The organism is Streptomyces xiamenensis (assembly GCF_000993785.3).
GTDB classification, from domain to species: domain Bacteria; phylum Actinomycetota; class Actinomycetes; order Streptomycetales; family Streptomycetaceae; genus Streptomyces; species Streptomyces xiamenensis.
In genome coordinates this window covers 1,248,920-1,264,128 of the sequence record NZ_CP009922.3, presented here as the reverse complement: position 1 = coordinate 1,264,128, position 15,209 = coordinate 1,248,920, and the positions used below count along the sequence as shown (strand labels likewise).

Below are 15,209 nucleotides of genomic sequence, written 5' to 3'. Positions count from 1 at the left end.
CCGAGGTCACATAAGCGGAATGATCCGTTCCAAACGCAAATATTCGGTCAGGATCATGCGGGCATAGATTGCCGGAAAAGGGAGCAGGGCAAGGAACTTCACGCCCCAGGAATGAACACCTGTTCATGGGAGGGGCTGAAGAGAGGAGGTCTCATGCCACAGAACGTCACCTTCCACCTGCCGTTCCAGGCCGGATCGAATCCAGAGTCAGCCCGTGCCGGGGAGCACCACCTCGCCTGGATCCGCGCCCATGGACTGGTACGCGGCGAGCGGGCCCTGAGCCGCTACCGGGAGTGGCTGCTCACCGATCTCGCCGGATACGCCTACCCGGAAGCCCGCGGCGCCGACCTCGACCTGGTCACCGACGCGGTCTGCATCGGCTTCCCGCTGGACGACCAGTTCGATGGACCACGCGGCAACGACCCCGAGCACGTCGCCCGGCTCAGCACCGAACTGGCCGCCATCCCCTACCGCGTCCCCGGCACCCCGCCCGCCCTGGACACCGCGCTCACCCGCGCCTACACCGACGTGTGGCAGCGCAGCGCCCAGGGCATGTCGGCCGCCTGGCGCACCAGGGCCGCCGCCACCTACACCCGCTTCTTCCGCGCCTACGTGGAGGAGGCCCACAACCGCCGCTCGGGCGCCGTCCTGGACGAGAAGACCTACATCACCCTGCGCCGCGAAGCCGTGGGCACCGGCCCCTGCTTCGACCTCATCGAACGCGCCGGGCACTTCGAGCTCTCCGAGGAGCTCTACTGGAGCACCGGCGTGCAGACGCTGCTGCGCTGCGCCACCGATGTGATCTTCCTGTGCAACGACGTGCACTCCCTGGAACGCGAGGAGGCCCAGGGCGACCCGCACAATCTGGTGCTCATCACCCAGCGCAGCCGCGGATGCTCCCGCGCCGAGGCCCTGGAGCGGGTCGGCACCCTGGTGGGGGACGCCGTGCACCGCTTCCAGGACACCGCGCGCACCCTCACCGAGCGGCATGCCGCCGGGCCCGAGGGCCGGCGGCTCGCCCGCCACATCGCGGGGCTGCGGCACTGGATGACGGGCAATCAGCGCTGGGGCACCGCCTCGGCCCGCTACGCCACCGAGAACATCGGCATCGAGGTGATCCCGGGCGACATCGGCTCCACTCGGCGCGAGGACGCGCTCAGCGGCCCCACAGCCGGTTCCACCAGCCGCGCCGCTCGTCCCTGAGCGCCTCGGAGCGGGACCCGGCACCGGCTTCGGCCGGGTCCCGCACCGCCGTCAGCACCCCCGACTCCGTACGCGCTCCGCGGGCCAGCCGGTCCTGCACCGCCGCGTGGGCCACCGCCCGGTGCCCCAGCTCCTCCGGGGTGAACCGGATGGGCGCGATCGGGTTCGGCGCGTCGCGCGGGGTGAACCGCACCGGCAGCCGCTCCAGATGCCGCGACCAGGTCGACGCCGACCAGCTCAGCTCGTCCGCCTCGATGGTCAGATGGATGTCCGGCAGCCGGTACAGCAGCGCCTCGATCGCCGAACCGGTGATCGCCCGCCCGATGTCCGCGCCGGGGCACTCGTGGGCCCCACTGGTGAACGACAGATGCGAGCGGTTGCCGTACATCATCGCCCCGGGCGAGGGCCGGACCACCGGGTCCACATTGCCCGCCGCCAGGCCCAGCAGCATCGCGTCGCCCTTCTTGATGTGCTGTCCGCCCAGCTCCATGTCGAACATCGCGAAGCCGCCGGGGCACACCGCGATCGGCGGCTCGTCCCACAGCACCTGCTCCACCGCCGCCGGCAGCGTCATCCGGCCACCGTGCAGCGAGCCGCGGAAGCGGGGATGGGTGAAGACCACCCGCAGCGTGTTGACGATCAGGTTGGTGGTCGTCTCGTTGGCGGACACCAGCACCAGCCGCAGATGGTGCAGCACTTCCTCGTCCGACAGACCGGCCGGGTGCTCGATCAGCCAGCTCGCCAGGTCGGACCCGGGGGCGTCGTGCTTGGCCGCCACCAGCTCCCGCAGCCGCCGCTGGATGAACTGATCCGCCGTCACCGCCTTCTCGGTGCCGATCAGCAACTGCCGCGCCGCCTCCGTCATCGGCGGCCCGTCCTCCTCTTCCAGACCGGCCAGCCGCCCCATCACCCGCATCGGTACCTGCTGCGCGTACTGGGCGAGCAGCTCCGCCTCGCCCGCGTCCACGAACTCATTGATCAGATGATTGGAGTACCGGGCCACCAGGCGGCGGATCGCCCGCCGGTCGAACCGTTCGAGGGACTCGTTGACGGCGCCGCGCAGCCGGTGGTGGACCGAGCCGTCCTGGTGCGTGGCGTCCGGCCCCCAGGCCAGCACGGGCGCGATCGCGTCGTGCGCCCCCACCACCCCGTTCTGCCAGTCCCGCCAGTTGCGGCCGTCCCGGCTGTAGCGGCGCGGATTGCGGCACACCTCCAGGATCTCGTGGTAGCCCAGCACCAGCCAGGCCGGTACGTCGCCCTCCAGCAGCACCGGGGCCACCGGCCCGTGGTCCGTCCGCAGCCGCTCGTAGAGGCCGACCGGATCGGCCGACGCCTCGGGGCCGTACAACCGGACCACCCCGCCGGGCCCGTACGGCCCGACCGGGTACCCGCGCCCCGCCGGGGCGCCCCCCGCGTGCGCCGGACAGCCGGGTGGCGGCTGCGCGCCCGTCGGCCCGAAACCGGACGGATCGGCGGCTGGCGCGCTCATCGTGTGACCTCCGACGGTGCTTGGGTGCCTCGGGTGGCATTGGTGTACAGATGACGCATCAGGGTCAGCAGCACGTCGCGGCTGGACTCCAGCATGCGCGCGTCGCAGTTGACCAGGGGGACGTCCTCGCCCAGGTCGAGCGCGGAGCGCAGCGCCGCCACCGAGTGCAGCGGCGCGTCGGGGAAGTTGTTGACCGCCACGACAAAGGGCACGTTGCCCGCCTCCAGCCGGTCCATCGCCTGGAAGCTGTCCTCGAGACGGCGGGTGTCCACCAGCACCACGGCCCCCAGCGCCCCCTCGATCACGCCGTTCCACAGGAACCAGAACCGCTGCTGCCCCGGGGTGCCGAACAGGTAGAGCACCAGCTGCTGGTTGAGGGTGATGCGGCCGAAGTCCATGGCGACGGTCGTCTCCGTCTTGCGCTCCACCCCGTGCAGCGAGTCGACGCCGACACTGTCGCGGGTCATGGTCTCCTCGGTCGTCAGCGGGCGGATCTCGCTGACCGAGCCGACCATCGTGGTCTTGCCGACGCCGAAGCCACCCACGATCACCACCTTGACGGACTTCTCCGTCGAGGCGGGCAGCAGATCCTCCGGCCGTGGGCCCAGGGAAAGGTCAGAGCCGTTGTAGTCCATCGATCAATGCCTTCAGGGTGTCGATATCGGGATCCGTCGCGGTGCGCTGGGGCGCCGCACTTCTCGCTTCCCTGACCTCCACATGGGAGTTGGCCAGCAGATCCGCCAGCAGCACATTGACCGCGCTGAACGGCAGATCGATGTACGCGGAGATCTCGGCCACGGACAGGGGGTTGCCGCACATCCGCAGAATGGCCGCCTGCTCGGGGTGCATACCGGAAGTGGGAGCGGATCGGGACACGACCAGCGTGACCAGATCCAGGACTAAATGGTCCTCCTTGCCCTCGCTGCGCCCGCCGGTGATGACATACAGCGGTACGGGGGCCTCTTCCTCCTGACCGCCCGCCCCACCGCCGTCCTCCCGCCGTTTCCGGCTCATGGCGCCGCCTGTTCGGGGGCTCGCACCGCGCTGGACAGGTGCTCGCCGAGCCGCAGCACCAGATCCCGCATCCGCTGGCTGACCATGGCGGCGCTCACCTCGGCGCTGGCGGTGACCGCCAGGTACGAGCGGGAGCCGGCCGACATCAGATAGAAGAAGCCGCCGGTCAGCTCCAGCACCACCATCCGTACGTCGTTCTCCTCGTCGGGGAACTCCATCGCCACGGACTGCGCCAGGGACTTGATGCCGGATCCGGCGGCGGCCAGCCGTTCACCGGCGTCCCGGTCGTCTCCGTGCTGGGCCATGCACAGGCCGTCCGCGGACAGCAGGACGATGTGCCGGATGCCGGGGACGGTGGCCGCCAGGTCCTTCAGCATCCAGTCCATGTTCATCAGCCGCTGTGTCACGTGCTCTACCACCTGTTACACCCTTTACTTCCGGAGGTCTTTGCCGGTCGGCTGATCGGCGGAGGAATGGTCGGTGCCGCTGGGGTGCCCGCCGTCGGCGGCGGCCAGACCGGCGAAGAAGTCGGAGACCCACAGCCCCGACTCGACCTGGCGGGCCGGTTTGCCCGCGGCCCGGTCCCGGGCGTCCACCGGATCGGGCGCGGGCGCCGGGGCGGGCTGCTGGCGGGCGGCCTGCGTGGCGGCGGCGCGCCGTGGGTTGTCGAAGGCACGGTTGCGGTGCCGTTGCGGCAGCCCGTTCTCGTTGCGCTCGTACTCGATCTCTTCGTCCTCGTCGACCGGCCGGGCCAGGCCGGGTGCCATCACCGGGTGCGGCTTGGGGCGCATGCCGGGGATCGGGTACTTGGGCTCGGGCAGCTGGGTGAGCAGCTCCTGCGGTACGAAGACCACCGCCCGTACGCCGTTGCCGGTGGAGGGGCGCAGGGTCAGCCGCAGCCCGAACCGGTTGGACAGGATGGAGGCGACCCGCAGCCCGACCCGGGCGGTCTCGCCGAGGTCGGAGAGGTCCAGGCCGTCGGCGGCCTGCTTCATCAGGAACTCGGCGTGCTTGCGGGACTCCTCGGTGAGCCCCATCCCCTTGTCCTCGATGGAGATCTCCACGCCGGCGGCGACCTCCTCGGTGTTCATCACGACCGAGGTGCTGGGCGGGGAGTAGCGGCAGGCGTTGTCCAGCAGTTCGCTGAGCACCAGGATGACCGATTCGGCGGCCGGGCCGATGACCGCGACCTCGGCGACGTGGTGCTGTTCGACGCGCAGGTACTCCTGGATGGGGGCGCTGCCGGCCCGCATCACGTCGTACAGCGAGATGGGCCGCTGCCAGCGCCGCATCGGGGCGCCGCCGCCGAGCACCGCCAGTGAGACGGCGAAGCGGCCGGTGACGTTGATGCCGTGCTCCAGGTGCATCAGGTCGCCGAGGATCTCCGGGCCGCCGTGCCGGTACTGCATCTTGTTGATGTCGTCCTGCAGGCGGTGGATCTCGGACTGGATGCGGCAGGAGATGTTGACGATGGCGCGGTTGGCGGAGTCCTTGGCGTGCTCGCGCTCCTGGACCGCGATCCCCGATTTGAACAGCGCCGTGTAGTAGGAGGCGCCGATCTCCGGGTCGCTGGAGAGCTCGCTGTGGTCGCGGGGCGCCACCTCGGAGGGCGAGGCGCCGTCCTGCACCTTGTCGAGCACCACCGGGAAGATCTTCCAGGCGAGGTGGTGGGCCTCCTTGCGGCGTGCCGCGCGCTCGGTGGCCAGCTGCTCCTTCAGCGCGGCCAGGGCCATGCCCCGGCGTGCGGCCTCCGCGGAGAGAGCGGTGACCAGGGCCGTGGTCACCACCGCGCACCAGGCGACGGCCACCCGCTGCTCGCTGCTCACCAGCAGCAGCGCGACGACGGCGCCGATGACGGTCACGGCGGGCGGAACGATCCACGCTCCGGGGCGCGGGGGGCGCTCACTCCGCTGTAATGAACCGGCTCGCACCATGGGCTTCCTCACTAGCGTTGCGATCGACAGTGGACAGAGGGCGGGGGCTGGGGACGGCAGTTGCGGATGAGGAGGGGGTATGCCTCTGACATACATGCGTCCGCTCACGGGCAGCGGCCACCCAGCCGCGACTAGCTGTAGTGGCCACAACTCGCTATGTGACAGGGAGAGTACGGGGCCGCAAGCCCCCGGCGCAGCGAGTTCGTCAAACGTCCCCCGAACGAGTCCGTGAGCGGGGGCGCGAGGGGTGCTGACAAGCCGATGAGCTGCGCGGATGCGCCGGTGCGCGCCCTGAAACACTCCCCGCGTAACCATGGCCAAAGCTTGTCGGGCGGGTGGCCGGTTCGGCTCAGCCCCGCCGGACCCGCCCCCGCTCGGCACCCGGCCGCACGCATATGACCAGCGGCGCGACGCCCCCGCACCCGGCCCGCCGTACCCCGCCGGTCACACCCGCCGCGACCGCGCCGCACCCCCCGCACGGCCCCCGTACCCCACGCCGTGCCGCACCGGCAATGCCCCGGAAACCGGATGCCCTGATACTGGGGGGCGACGGATGAGCTTCCGTGCGCCAGAATGAGCGTTGTGACCTGCGAGGATGGTGGCCATGGATAAGCAGCAGGAGTTCGTGCTCCGGACACTGGAGGAGCGGGACATCCGGTTCGTCCGGCTGTGGTTCACCGATGTGCTGGGCTTCCTCAAGTCCGTCGCCGTCGCCCCCGCCGAGCTCGAACAGGCATTTGACGAAGGCATTGGCTTCGACGGCTCCGCGATCGAGGGCTTCGCCCGCGTCCACGAGTCCGACATGATCGCCAAACCCGCGCCCTCCACCTTCCAGATCCTGCCCTGGCGCGCCGAATCCCCCGGCACCGCCCGGATGTACTGCGACATCCTCATGCCGGACGGATCCCCCTCCTACGCGGACCCCCGCTACGTCCTCAAGCGCGCCCTCGCCAAGAGCTCCGACCTCGGCTTCACCTTCTACACCCACCCCGAGATCGAGTTCTTCCTGCTCAAGGACAAGCCGGTGGACGGCTCCCGCCCCACCCCCGCCGACTCCTCCGGCTACTTCGACCACACCCCGCAGAACATCGGCATGGACTTCCGCCGCCAGGCCATCTCCATGCTCGAATCCATGGGCATCTCGGTGGAGTTCTCCCACCACGAGGGCGCGCCCGGCCAGCAGGAGATCGACCTGCGCTACGCCGACGCCCTGTCCACCGCCGACAACATCATGACCTTCCGCCTCGTCATGAAGCAGGTCGCCCTCGAACAGGGCGTCCAGGCCACCTTCATGCCCAAGCCGTTCTCCGAATACCCCGGCTCCGGCATGCACACCCACCTCTCCCTCTTCGAGGGCGACCGCAACGCCTTCCACGAGACCGGCGCCGAGTACCAGCTCTCCAAGATCGGCCGCTCCTTCATCGCCGGACTCCTGCGGCACGCCGGCGAGATCTCCGCCGTCACCAACCAGTGGGTCAACTCCTACAAGCGGATCTGGGGCGGCACCCAGCGCACCGCCGGCGCCGGCGGCGAGGCCCCCTCCTACATCTGCTGGGGCCACAACAACCGCTCCGCGCTCATCCGGGTGCCCATGTACAAGCCCGGCAAGACCGGCTCCACCCGCGTCGAGGTGCGCTCCCTGGACTCCGGAGTCAACCCCTACCTCGCCTACGCCCTGCTGCTGGCCGCCGGCCTCAAGGGCGTTGAGGAGGGGTACGAACTGCCGCCCGGCGCCGAGGACGACGTGTGGGCGCTCACCGACCGCGAACGCAGCGCCCTGGGCATCGAGCCGCTGCCGCAGAACCTCGGCGAGGCCATCAACCTCATGCAGCACAGCGAACTCGTCGCCGAAACCCTCGGCGAGCACGTTTTCGACTTCTTCCTGCGCAACAAACGCCAGGAATGGGAGGAGTACCGCTCCGAGGTCACCGCCTTCGAGCTGCGCAAAAACCTGCCCGCGCTGTGACAGGACCCGGCACCCCCTTCGGCGGCCGGCGGCAGGGCCGCTTCAGCCAGCTCGCGCGCCGCGGGTTCACCGACCCGCGCGCCGCCTCCCTGCTGCTGGACCACGAGGCGCTGCACCCGGTGGGCGACGACGGCGTGCTGCTCGACGCGCTCGCCGCCACCGCCGACCCCGACCTCGCGCTGGCGGCCCTCACCCGGCTCGCCGAGGCCCAGCCCGAAGGGGACCGGGCCGTCCTGCTCGACACCCTGCTGGCCGCCAAACCCCTGCGCGACCGCCTGCTGGCCGTGCTCGGCGCCTCCGAGGCGCTGGGCGACCACCTCGCCCGGCACCCCGTCGAATGGCGCACCCTCACCGCCTTCGACACCGCCGACCTGCACCCCGGCATCGAGGAGTTCACCGCCGCCCTCGCCGAGGCCACCGACCCCGACTCGCTGCGCGTGGGCTACCGCCGGGCCCTGCTGACCATCGCCGCCCGCGACATGACCGGCACCACCGGCTTCACCGAGACCGCCGCCGAACTCGCCGACCTCGCCACCGCCACGCTGCGCGCCGCCCTGCGCATCGCCGCAGCCGAGGCCCCCGAGGACGCCGCCGGCTGCCGGCTCGCCGTCATCGGGATGGGCAAGTGCGGCGGCCGGGAGCTCAACTACGTCTCCGACGTCGACGTCATCTTCGTCGCCGAACCGCCCGAGGGCGCCGCCGAGGACACCGAACCCGCCGCGCTGCGCGCCGCCACCCGGCTCGCCGCCCGCATGATGCGGATCTGCTCCGACACCACCGCCGAGGGCACCATCTGGCCCGTCGACGCCAATCTGCGGCCCGAGGGCCGCAACGGGCCCCTGGTACGCACCCTCTCCAGCCATCTCGCCTACTACCACCGCTGGGCCAAGACCTGGGAGTTCCAGGCCCTCCTCAAGGCCCGCCCGATGGCCGGCGACGAGGAGCTGGGGGCCCGGTACGCCGAGGCCGTCGCCCCCCTGGTGTGGGGCGCCGCCGAACGCGACAACTTCGTCCCCGACGTCCAGCGCATGCGCCGCCGCGTCGAGGAGTCCATCCCCGCCGACCGCGTCGACCGCGAACTCAAACTCGGCCCCGGCGGGCTGCGGGACGTCGAGTTCGCCGTCCAGCTGCTCCAGCTGGTGCACGGCCGCACCGACCCCGCGCTGCGCCACGCCAGCACCCTGGACGCGCTGCACGCGCTGGCCGAGGGCGGCTACATCGGCCGCAAGGACGCCGCCAGCCTCCACGACTCGTACGAGTTCCTGCGCACCGTCGAGCACCGCATCCAGCTGTACCGGCTGCGCCGCACCCACCTCATGCCCGAGGACGAGGCCGACCTGCGCCGCCTGGGCCGCTCGCTGGGCCTGACCCCCGACCCGGTCGCCGAGGTCACCGCCGCCTGGCGCCGCCACACCACCGCCGTGCGCCGGCTGCACGAGAAGCTCTTCTACCGCCCGCTGCTGGACGCCGTCGCCGGCCTGGAGGGCGGCGGGGTACGGCTGGCACCCGAGGCCGCCAGGGTCCGGCTGGTCGCCCTCGGCTACGCCGACCCGGCCGCCGCACTGCGCCATCTGACGGCCCTGGCCTCCGGCGTCACCCGCAAGGCCGCCATCCAGCGCACCCTGCTGCCCGTCCTGCTGGACCGCTTCGCCGACTCCGCCGACCCGGACGCCGGACTGCTCGGCTTCCGCAAGGTCTCCGACGCGCTGGGCACCAGCCCCTGGTACCTGCGGCTGCTGCGCGACGAGGGCGCCGCCGCCGAGAACCTCGCCCGGGTCCTGTCGGCCGGCCGGCTCGCCCCCGACCTGCTGCTGCGCGCCCCCGAGGCCGTCGCCCTGCTCGGCGACCCCGGCGGGCTCGCCCCGCGCGGCGCCACCGCCCTGCGCCAGGAGGTGCTGGCCGCCGTCGGCCGCGCGGACTCGGCCGAGGCCGCCACCGTCGCCGCCCGCGGCGTACGCCGCCGCGAACTGTTCCGCACCGCCGCCGCCGACATCGTCGGCGCCTACCGCCCCACCGAGGCACCCCCGGGCGAGGGCCAGGGCCCCGCCCTGGACCAGGTCGGCGACGCCCTCACCGACATCAACGCGGCCACCCTCGCCGGCGCCCTGCGCGCCGCCGTCCAGGCCCGCTGGGGCGACGAGCTGCCCACCCGGTTCGCCATCATCGCCATGGGCCGCTTCGGCGGCCACGAACTGGGCTACGGCTCCGACGCCGACGTCCTGTTCGTCCACGAGGCGCGCGAGGGGGCCGACCGGGCCGAGGCCGACCGCGCCGCCCTCGCCGTCGCCGGCGAGCTCACCCGGCTGCTCCAGCTGCCCTCCGGCGACCCGCCGCTGCTCATCGACACCGCGCTGCGCCCCGAGGGCCGCGGTGGCCCGCTGGTGCGCGCCCTCGACAACTACGCGGCCTACTACCGCCGCTGGTCGCTGGTGTGGGAGAGCCAGGCGCTGCTGCGCGCCCAGCCGGTGGCCGGAGACCCGGAACTGGGGGAGCGGTTCACCGCCCTCATCGACCCGCTGCGCTACCCCGAGGCCGGGCTGAGCGAGAGCGACGTCCGCGAGATCCGCCGGCTCAAGGCCCGGATGGAGGCCGAACGGCTGCCGCGCGGCGCCGACCCCACCACCCACACCAAGCTCGGCCGCGGTGGACTGTCCGACATCGAGTGGACCGTGCAGCTGCTCCAGCTGCGGCACGCCGCCGAACTCCCCGAGCTGCGCACCACCCGCACCCGCCGCGCCCTGGCCGCGGCCGAGGCGGCCGGGCTGCTGGACGCCGAGGACGCCGCCGTGCTGGACGCCGCCTGGATCCTGGCCTCACGGGTGCGCAACGCGGTGATGCTGGTACGCGGCAGGCCGCAGGACACCTTCCCCACCGACCCCCGCGAACTGGCGGCCGTCGCCCGCTACCTGGGGTACGAGCCGGGCGCCGCCCGCCAGCAGGACACCGGCAGCGGCGGCCAGATGATCGACGACTACCGCCGTACGACGCGCCGTGCCCGTACGGTGGTGGAGCGGCTGTTCTACGACGGTGACTGAGCGCGTTTCGCGCGCGGCACGGTGTCCGGCACCAGCTGGGGCAGCCGGTACGGGGACTCGGCGAACCACGTCCGGGCCACCGCGAAGCCGAACGCCAGGCAGACCAGCCCGCCCACCGCGTCCAGCCAGAAGTGGTTGGCGGTGGCCACGATCACCAGCAGCGTGAGGGTCGGGTACAGCACACCCAGGACCTTCACCCACAGCGGCTTGGACAGCAGCACGATGGTGATGCCGCACCACACCGACCAGCCGATGTGCATCGACGGCATCGCCGCGTACTGGTTGGAGACCGACTGCATGCTCTCCGACTGGAACGAGCCCCAGGTCTGGTGCACCCGCCCGGTGTCGATGAAGTCCATGCCGGCCATCAGCCGCGGCGGGGCCAGCGGGTAGAAGTAGTAGCCGATCAGCGCGATCCCGGTGGTGGCGAACAGCACCAGCCGGATCGCCCCGTACCGGCCGGGGTGCCGGCGGAAGACCCACACCAGCACGCCGATGGTCACGATGAAGTGCAGCGTGGCGTAGTAGTAGTTCATGGGCACGATCAGCCAGGTCACGGACTCGATGCCGTGATTGACCGCGCGCTCGAAACCCAGCCCGATGCTGTTCTGGAAGTCCCAGATCTGCCGCGCGTGCTCCTGCGCCCGCTCCTCGTGGGTCGGCGCCGCGTTGCGGATCATGGAGTACACGCCGTAGCTGACGGCGATGAGCAGCAGCTCGAACCAGAGGCGGGGGCGGCGCGGCACGCGCAGCGAACCCAGCCATCTCGTCCGGGACGGGGACTCGGATTGCTTGTCGGTCACGCTCCCCGCATCCACTCGCTGTTCACTGTCCGGCTCGACGCTTGTTGCCCCCATGGTCGAACAGTCTGCCAGAGACCGGAGGCCCGCCCGATCATCCTCCGGTCGGGTTCTGACCCCAGGGGGTTCCCCGTACGACGGAGGGAGCGGTGGCCGTGCTGCCGCGGACGACGAGTTCGGGCAGGAAGACGAACTCGCTGTGCGGGGTGGGGGTGCCCCCGATCTCCTCCAGCAGTGCCCTGACGGCCGCCTGGCCCATGGCCGGGACGGGCTGGCGGATGGTGGTGAGCGGCGGGTCGGTGAAGGCGATCAGCGGTGAGTCGTCGTAGCCGATCACCGACACCTCGCCGGGGACGGCGAGACCGCGCTGCCGCGCCGCCCGGATCGCACCGAGCGCCATCATGTCGGAGGCGCAGATCACCGCCGTGCAGCCGCGTTCCAGCAGGGCGGTGGCCGCGGCCTGACCGCCCTCCAGGGTGAACAGCGAGTGCTCGATCAGCCCGCGCGCCTCGTCCTCCGGGGTTCCCAGGTCCTCGGCGGCGCCGCGCAGGAAGCCCTCGATCTTGCGCTGGACGGGGACGAAGCGGGCCGGCCCCAGCGCGAGGCCGATCCTGCGGTGGCCGAGCGAGATGAGGTGGCTCATCGCCAGCCGCATGGCCGCCCGGTCGTCGGGGGAGACGAAGGGGGCCCGCACCCGTGGTGCGAACCCGTTGACCAGGACGAAGGGCACCCCGTTGCCGCGCAGTCGCTCGTAGCGTTCCACGTCGGCGGAGGTGTCGGCGTGCAGGCCGGAGATGAAGATGATCCCGGCCACCCCGCGTTCGACCAGCATCCCGGTCAGCTCGTCCTCGGTGGAGCCGCCCGGGGTCTGGGTGGCGAGCACCGGGGTGTAGCCCTGCCGGGTGAGCGCCTGCCCGATGACCTGCGCGAACGCCGGGAAGATCGGGTTCTCCAGCTCCGGGGTGATCAGCCCCACCAGGCCCGCGCTGCGCTTGGCCAGCCGCGCGGGACGCTCGTAGCCGAGCAGGTCGAGGGAGGCGAGTACGGATTCGCGGGTGGCCGCGGCGACGCCCGGCCGGCCGTTGAGCACCCGGCTGACGGTCGCCTCGCTGACCCCCGCCTGGGCTGCGATGTCAGCTAGCCGTGCGGTCACCCAGTGGACCTTACCGGCCGCCTCGGTGCGTGCCCACCGGGCCGGGGGAACTGTACCGGGATGTGTGTATTCCGGCCGGGACCAGGGCGGGCGTGTTCACCCGGACGGCCGCTGCGGCGCGCCCCGGCGCGCGGGGCGCGCACAGGGGCCGGCGGCCGGGACCGGAGCCGCCGGATCGGTTGTGGCGACAGGCTTGCAGAAATTTGCCGCAAGGTCTTTCCAAAGGATGACGTCGCTGTTACGTTCCTGATCGGCCCGGCGTGGCGAAGGAGCCGCGCCTAGGGTGGGATGCAGCCCCCTAAAACGGGCGAAACGCTTGAAGGAGTTCACATGCGGCGCAGCATAGGGACGACGACGGCCGCGGTCGCGGCGTTGGCGCTTGCGGTAACGGCTTGCGGCGGTGGTGACGGAGGGGACGGTGGCGGCGGAGCCGCCGCCGACGGTGAGCTGAGCGGCACCATCACCTACTGGGACACCTCCAACGAGACCGAGGCGGCCGTCTTCAAGGCCATCGCCGAGGAGTTCGCGACCCAGCACCCCGGCGTCACCGTCGACTATGTGAACATCGGCTTCGACGACGCGCAGAACCGTTTCAAGAACGCCGCCGCCGCCAACGAGGCCCCCGATGTGATGCGCACCGAGGTCGCCTGGGTCGCCGACTTCGCCAGCCTCGGCTACCTGTGGCCGCTGGATGACACCGCCGCCCTGGAGAACCAGGAGGACTTCGTCCCGCAGGCCTGGGCCAGCACCCAGTACGAGGGCACGACCTACGCCGTCCCGCAGGTCATCGACACCCTGGCGCTGTTCTACAACGAGCGGCTGCTGGCGGACGCCGGCGTCGAGGTGCCCACCACGCTGGAGGAGGTCAAGGACTCCACCGGCGCCTTCGAGGGCGCCGGCGCCGTCCCCATGTACATGCGCGGCGACGACCCGTACTGGTTCCTGCCCTTCCTGTACGGCGAGGGCGGCGACATGGTCGACGCCGAGGGCAAGAAGGTCACCATCGACAACGAGGCCGGCATCGCCGCCTTCACGCAGATGAAGGACATGGTCGACTCGGGCGCCGCCATCACCGACACCAGCGACGGCTGGGAGAACATGATGGGCTCCTTCACCCGTGGCGAGGTCGCCATGATGATCAACGGCCCGTGGGCCATCAACGACGCCGTCGCCGGCCTGGGCGACGACCTGGGCGTGGCCCCGGTCCCCGGCGGCTCCGCGGGCCAGGCCGCACCGCAGGGCGGCTGGAACTACGCGATCTACGCCGGCACCCCGGAAGAGGAGTCCCCGGCCGCCTTCGAGTTCGTCAAGTACATGTCCTCCGCCGCCACCCAGCAGCGGATCACCGAAGAACTGAGCCTGCTGCCCACCCGCACCTCCGTCTACGACGTCGAGTCGGTGCGGAACAACGAGATGGTGCAGTTCTTCAAGCCGGCCGTCGACGTGGCCCACGAGCGCCCCTGGATCCCGCAGGCGCAGTCCCTCTTCGACCCCATCAAGGAGAACGTGCAGGGCCTGCTGATCGGCTCCGCGTCCCCCGAGGAGGCCGCCAAGAGCACGGGTGACGCCTACCGCGACATCCTCGACGACTGGCTCGACTGAGCGGCCCGGTGCGAAACCTGTGGAAGCGTGTGACATGAAGGGCGGCCGAGACCATGGCTGAAGCGGCGATCTCCCGGCTCAAAAGAGGCACCAGGCTGCGCCGATCCCTGTCCAACTACTGGTACGCGTGGGCGATGATCGCCCCGGTGGTCGTCGTCATCACCGGCATCATCGGCTGGCCCCTGGTGCGGGGCGTCTTCCTCTCCCTCACCAACGCCAACGAGGCGAACGTCGAGCGGCAGATCGGCGTCAACAAGATCGAGGCCACCTACGAGTTCGTCGGCCTGGAGAACTACCTCGACATCCTCGGCGGCAGCGAGTTCTGGGACCGCCTGGGCTGGACCCTGGTGTGGACGGTGTCCTGCGTCAGCATCACCTTCCTCATCGGTCTCGGCCTGGCCAACATGCTCAACCGCAGCTTCCGCGGCCGCACTCTGTACCGGATGGCGCTGATCCTGCCCTGGGCGATCCCCGCCTTCGTGTCCGTCTTCGCCTGGCGGATGATCTTCAACGAGCGCAACGGCATCCTCAACAACCTCCTGGAGGGCCAGGGGATCGCCGGGGTGCACTGGCTGAGCGACCCGACCTGGGCCAAGCTCGCCGTCATCGGCGTCAACGTCTGGCTGGGCGTGCCCTTCATGCTGATCGCCATGCTGGGCGCCCTCCAGTCCATCCCGCCCGAGCACTACGAGGCGGCCGAGATGGACGGCGCCGGACCCTGGCAGCGCTTCTGGAACATCACGCTGCCCGGGGTGCGTTCGGTGTCGATGACCGTGGTGCTGCTCAGCACCATCTGGACCTTCAACATGTTCCCGGTGATCTTCCTGCTCACCCGGGGCGGCCCGGCCGGCTCCACCGACATCCTGGTGACCGAGGCGTTCCGGCTGGCGTTCATCAGAAGCCCCCGCGACTTCGCCAACTCCGCGGCCTGGGGCGTCCTGATCCTGCTGCTCCTGGTCCTGTTCGCGATCTCCTACCGGCGAGCGCTGCGCAAGCAGGGAGAGGTGTGGTAG

The 15,209-nt window shown here is 71.2% G+C and carries 12 protein-coding genes; 5 read left to right on the top strand and 7 right to left on the bottom strand.

The window, feature by feature from the left end:
- Positions 1-153 precede the first annotated feature (153 nt).
- Complete coding sequence (locus tag SXIM_RS05670) at positions 154-1,203, top strand: terpene synthase family protein (protein WP_052385343.1); 1,050 nt, start codon at positions 154-156, stop codon at positions 1,201-1,203.
- Here the strand turns inward: SXIM_RS05670 and SXIM_RS27270 are convergent.
- From SXIM_RS27270 to SXIM_RS05645, 5 genes are read right to left on the bottom strand one after another with little or no spacing between them, the layout of a single operon-like run.
- On the bottom strand, positions 1,157-2,692 hold the full coding sequence (locus SXIM_RS27270; RefSeq protein ID WP_030734714.1) for a cytochrome P450: 1,536 nt from the start codon (positions 2,690-2,692) through the stop codon (positions 1,157-1,159). The genes SXIM_RS05670 and SXIM_RS27270 overlap by 47 nt on opposite strands.
- Complete coding sequence (locus tag SXIM_RS05660) at positions 2,689-3,327, bottom strand: GTP-binding protein (RefSeq protein ID WP_030734711.1); 639 nt, start codon at positions 3,325-3,327, stop codon at positions 2,689-2,691. Before SXIM_RS05660 ends, SXIM_RS27270 begins: the two co-directional genes overlap by 4 nt.
- Positions 3,308-3,706, bottom strand: a complete 399-nt coding sequence (locus SXIM_RS05655; RefSeq protein WP_030734708.1) for a DUF742 domain-containing protein — start codon at positions 3,704-3,706, stop codon at positions 3,308-3,310. Before SXIM_RS05655 ends, SXIM_RS05660 begins: the two co-directional genes overlap by 20 nt.
- The gene (locus SXIM_RS05650; RefSeq protein WP_234306915.1) at positions 3,703-4,113 is read right to left on the bottom strand and encodes a roadblock/LC7 domain-containing protein; all 411 of its coding nucleotides are present in this window, start codon (positions 4,111-4,113) and stop codon (positions 3,703-3,705) included. Before SXIM_RS05650 ends, SXIM_RS05655 begins: the two co-directional genes overlap by 4 nt.
- Before the next feature lie 24 nt (positions 4,114-4,137).
- Positions 4,138-5,568: an ATP-binding protein gene (locus SXIM_RS05645; RefSeq protein WP_053116087.1), complete on the bottom strand. Its 1,431-nt coding sequence runs from the start codon at positions 5,566-5,568 to the stop codon at positions 4,138-4,140.
- A 676-nt stretch (positions 5,569-6,244) separates the two neighbouring features.
- Here SXIM_RS05645 and SXIM_RS05640 point away from each other — a divergent pair.
- The gene (locus SXIM_RS05640; protein ID WP_030734699.1) at positions 6,245-7,606 is read left to right on the top strand and encodes a glutamine synthetase family protein; all 1,362 of its coding nucleotides are present in this window, start codon (positions 6,245-6,247) and stop codon (positions 7,604-7,606) included.
- Positions 7,603-10,641: a bifunctional [glutamine synthetase] adenylyltransferase/[glutamine synthetase]-adenylyl-L-tyrosine phosphorylase gene (locus tag SXIM_RS05635; protein WP_046723133.1), complete on the top strand. Its 3,039-nt coding sequence runs from the start codon at positions 7,603-7,605 to the stop codon at positions 10,639-10,641. Before SXIM_RS05640 ends, SXIM_RS05635 begins: the two co-directional genes overlap by 4 nt.
- Here SXIM_RS05635 and SXIM_RS05630 read toward each other — a convergent pair.
- The gene (locus SXIM_RS05630) at positions 10,626-11,444 is read right to left on the bottom strand and encodes a phosphatase PAP2 family protein (RefSeq protein ID WP_030734693.1); all 819 of its coding nucleotides are present in this window, start codon (positions 11,442-11,444) and stop codon (positions 10,626-10,628) included. The two genes, SXIM_RS05635 and SXIM_RS05630, sit on opposite strands and share 16 nt — an antisense overlap.
- 91 nt (positions 11,445-11,535) lie before the next feature.
- Positions 11,536-12,594: a LacI family DNA-binding transcriptional regulator gene (locus tag SXIM_RS05625; RefSeq protein ID WP_030734690.1), complete on the bottom strand. Its 1,059-nt coding sequence runs from the start codon at positions 12,592-12,594 to the stop codon at positions 11,536-11,538.
- A gap of 330 nt (positions 12,595-12,924) precedes the next feature.
- On the opposite strand from SXIM_RS05625, the gene SXIM_RS05620 reads away from it, so the two are divergent.
- Together SXIM_RS05620 and SXIM_RS05615 are read left to right on the top strand one after the other, a co-directional pair.
- Complete coding sequence (locus SXIM_RS05620) at positions 12,925-14,196, top strand: extracellular solute-binding protein (RefSeq protein WP_046723131.1); 1,272 nt, start codon at positions 12,925-12,927, stop codon at positions 14,194-14,196.
- Between the two features lie 53 nt (positions 14,197-14,249).
- Positions 14,250-15,209: a carbohydrate ABC transporter permease gene (locus SXIM_RS05615; RefSeq protein WP_030734684.1), complete on the top strand. Its 960-nt coding sequence runs from the start codon at positions 14,250-14,252 to the stop codon at positions 15,207-15,209.

Bases quoted from the DNA above. Each gene is read 5' to 3' on its own strand.
- SXIM_RS05660 (WP_030734711.1), bottom strand. From the start codon at position 3,327: ATGGACTACAACGGCTCTGACCTTTCCCTGGGCCCACGGCCGGAGGAT.
- SXIM_RS27270 (WP_030734714.1), bottom strand. From the start codon at position 2,692: ATGAGCGCGCCAGCCGCCGATCCGTCCGGTTTCGGGCCGACGGGCGCG.
- SXIM_RS05655 (WP_030734708.1), bottom strand. From the start codon at position 3,706: ATGAGCCGGAAACGGCGGGAGGACGGCGGTGGGGCGGGCGGTCAGGAG.
- SXIM_RS05620 (WP_046723131.1), top strand. From the start codon at position 12,925: ATGCGGCGCAGCATAGGGACGACGACGGCCGCGGTCGCGGCGTTGGCG.
- SXIM_RS05640 (WP_030734699.1), top strand. From the start codon at position 6,245: ATGGATAAGCAGCAGGAGTTCGTGCTCCGGACACTGGAGGAGCGGGAC.
- SXIM_RS05670 (WP_052385343.1), top strand. From the start codon at position 154: ATGCCACAGAACGTCACCTTCCACCTGCCGTTCCAGGCCGGATCGAAT.
- SXIM_RS05615 (WP_030734684.1), top strand. From the start codon at position 14,250: ATGGCTGAAGCGGCGATCTCCCGGCTCAAAAGAGGCACCAGGCTGCGC.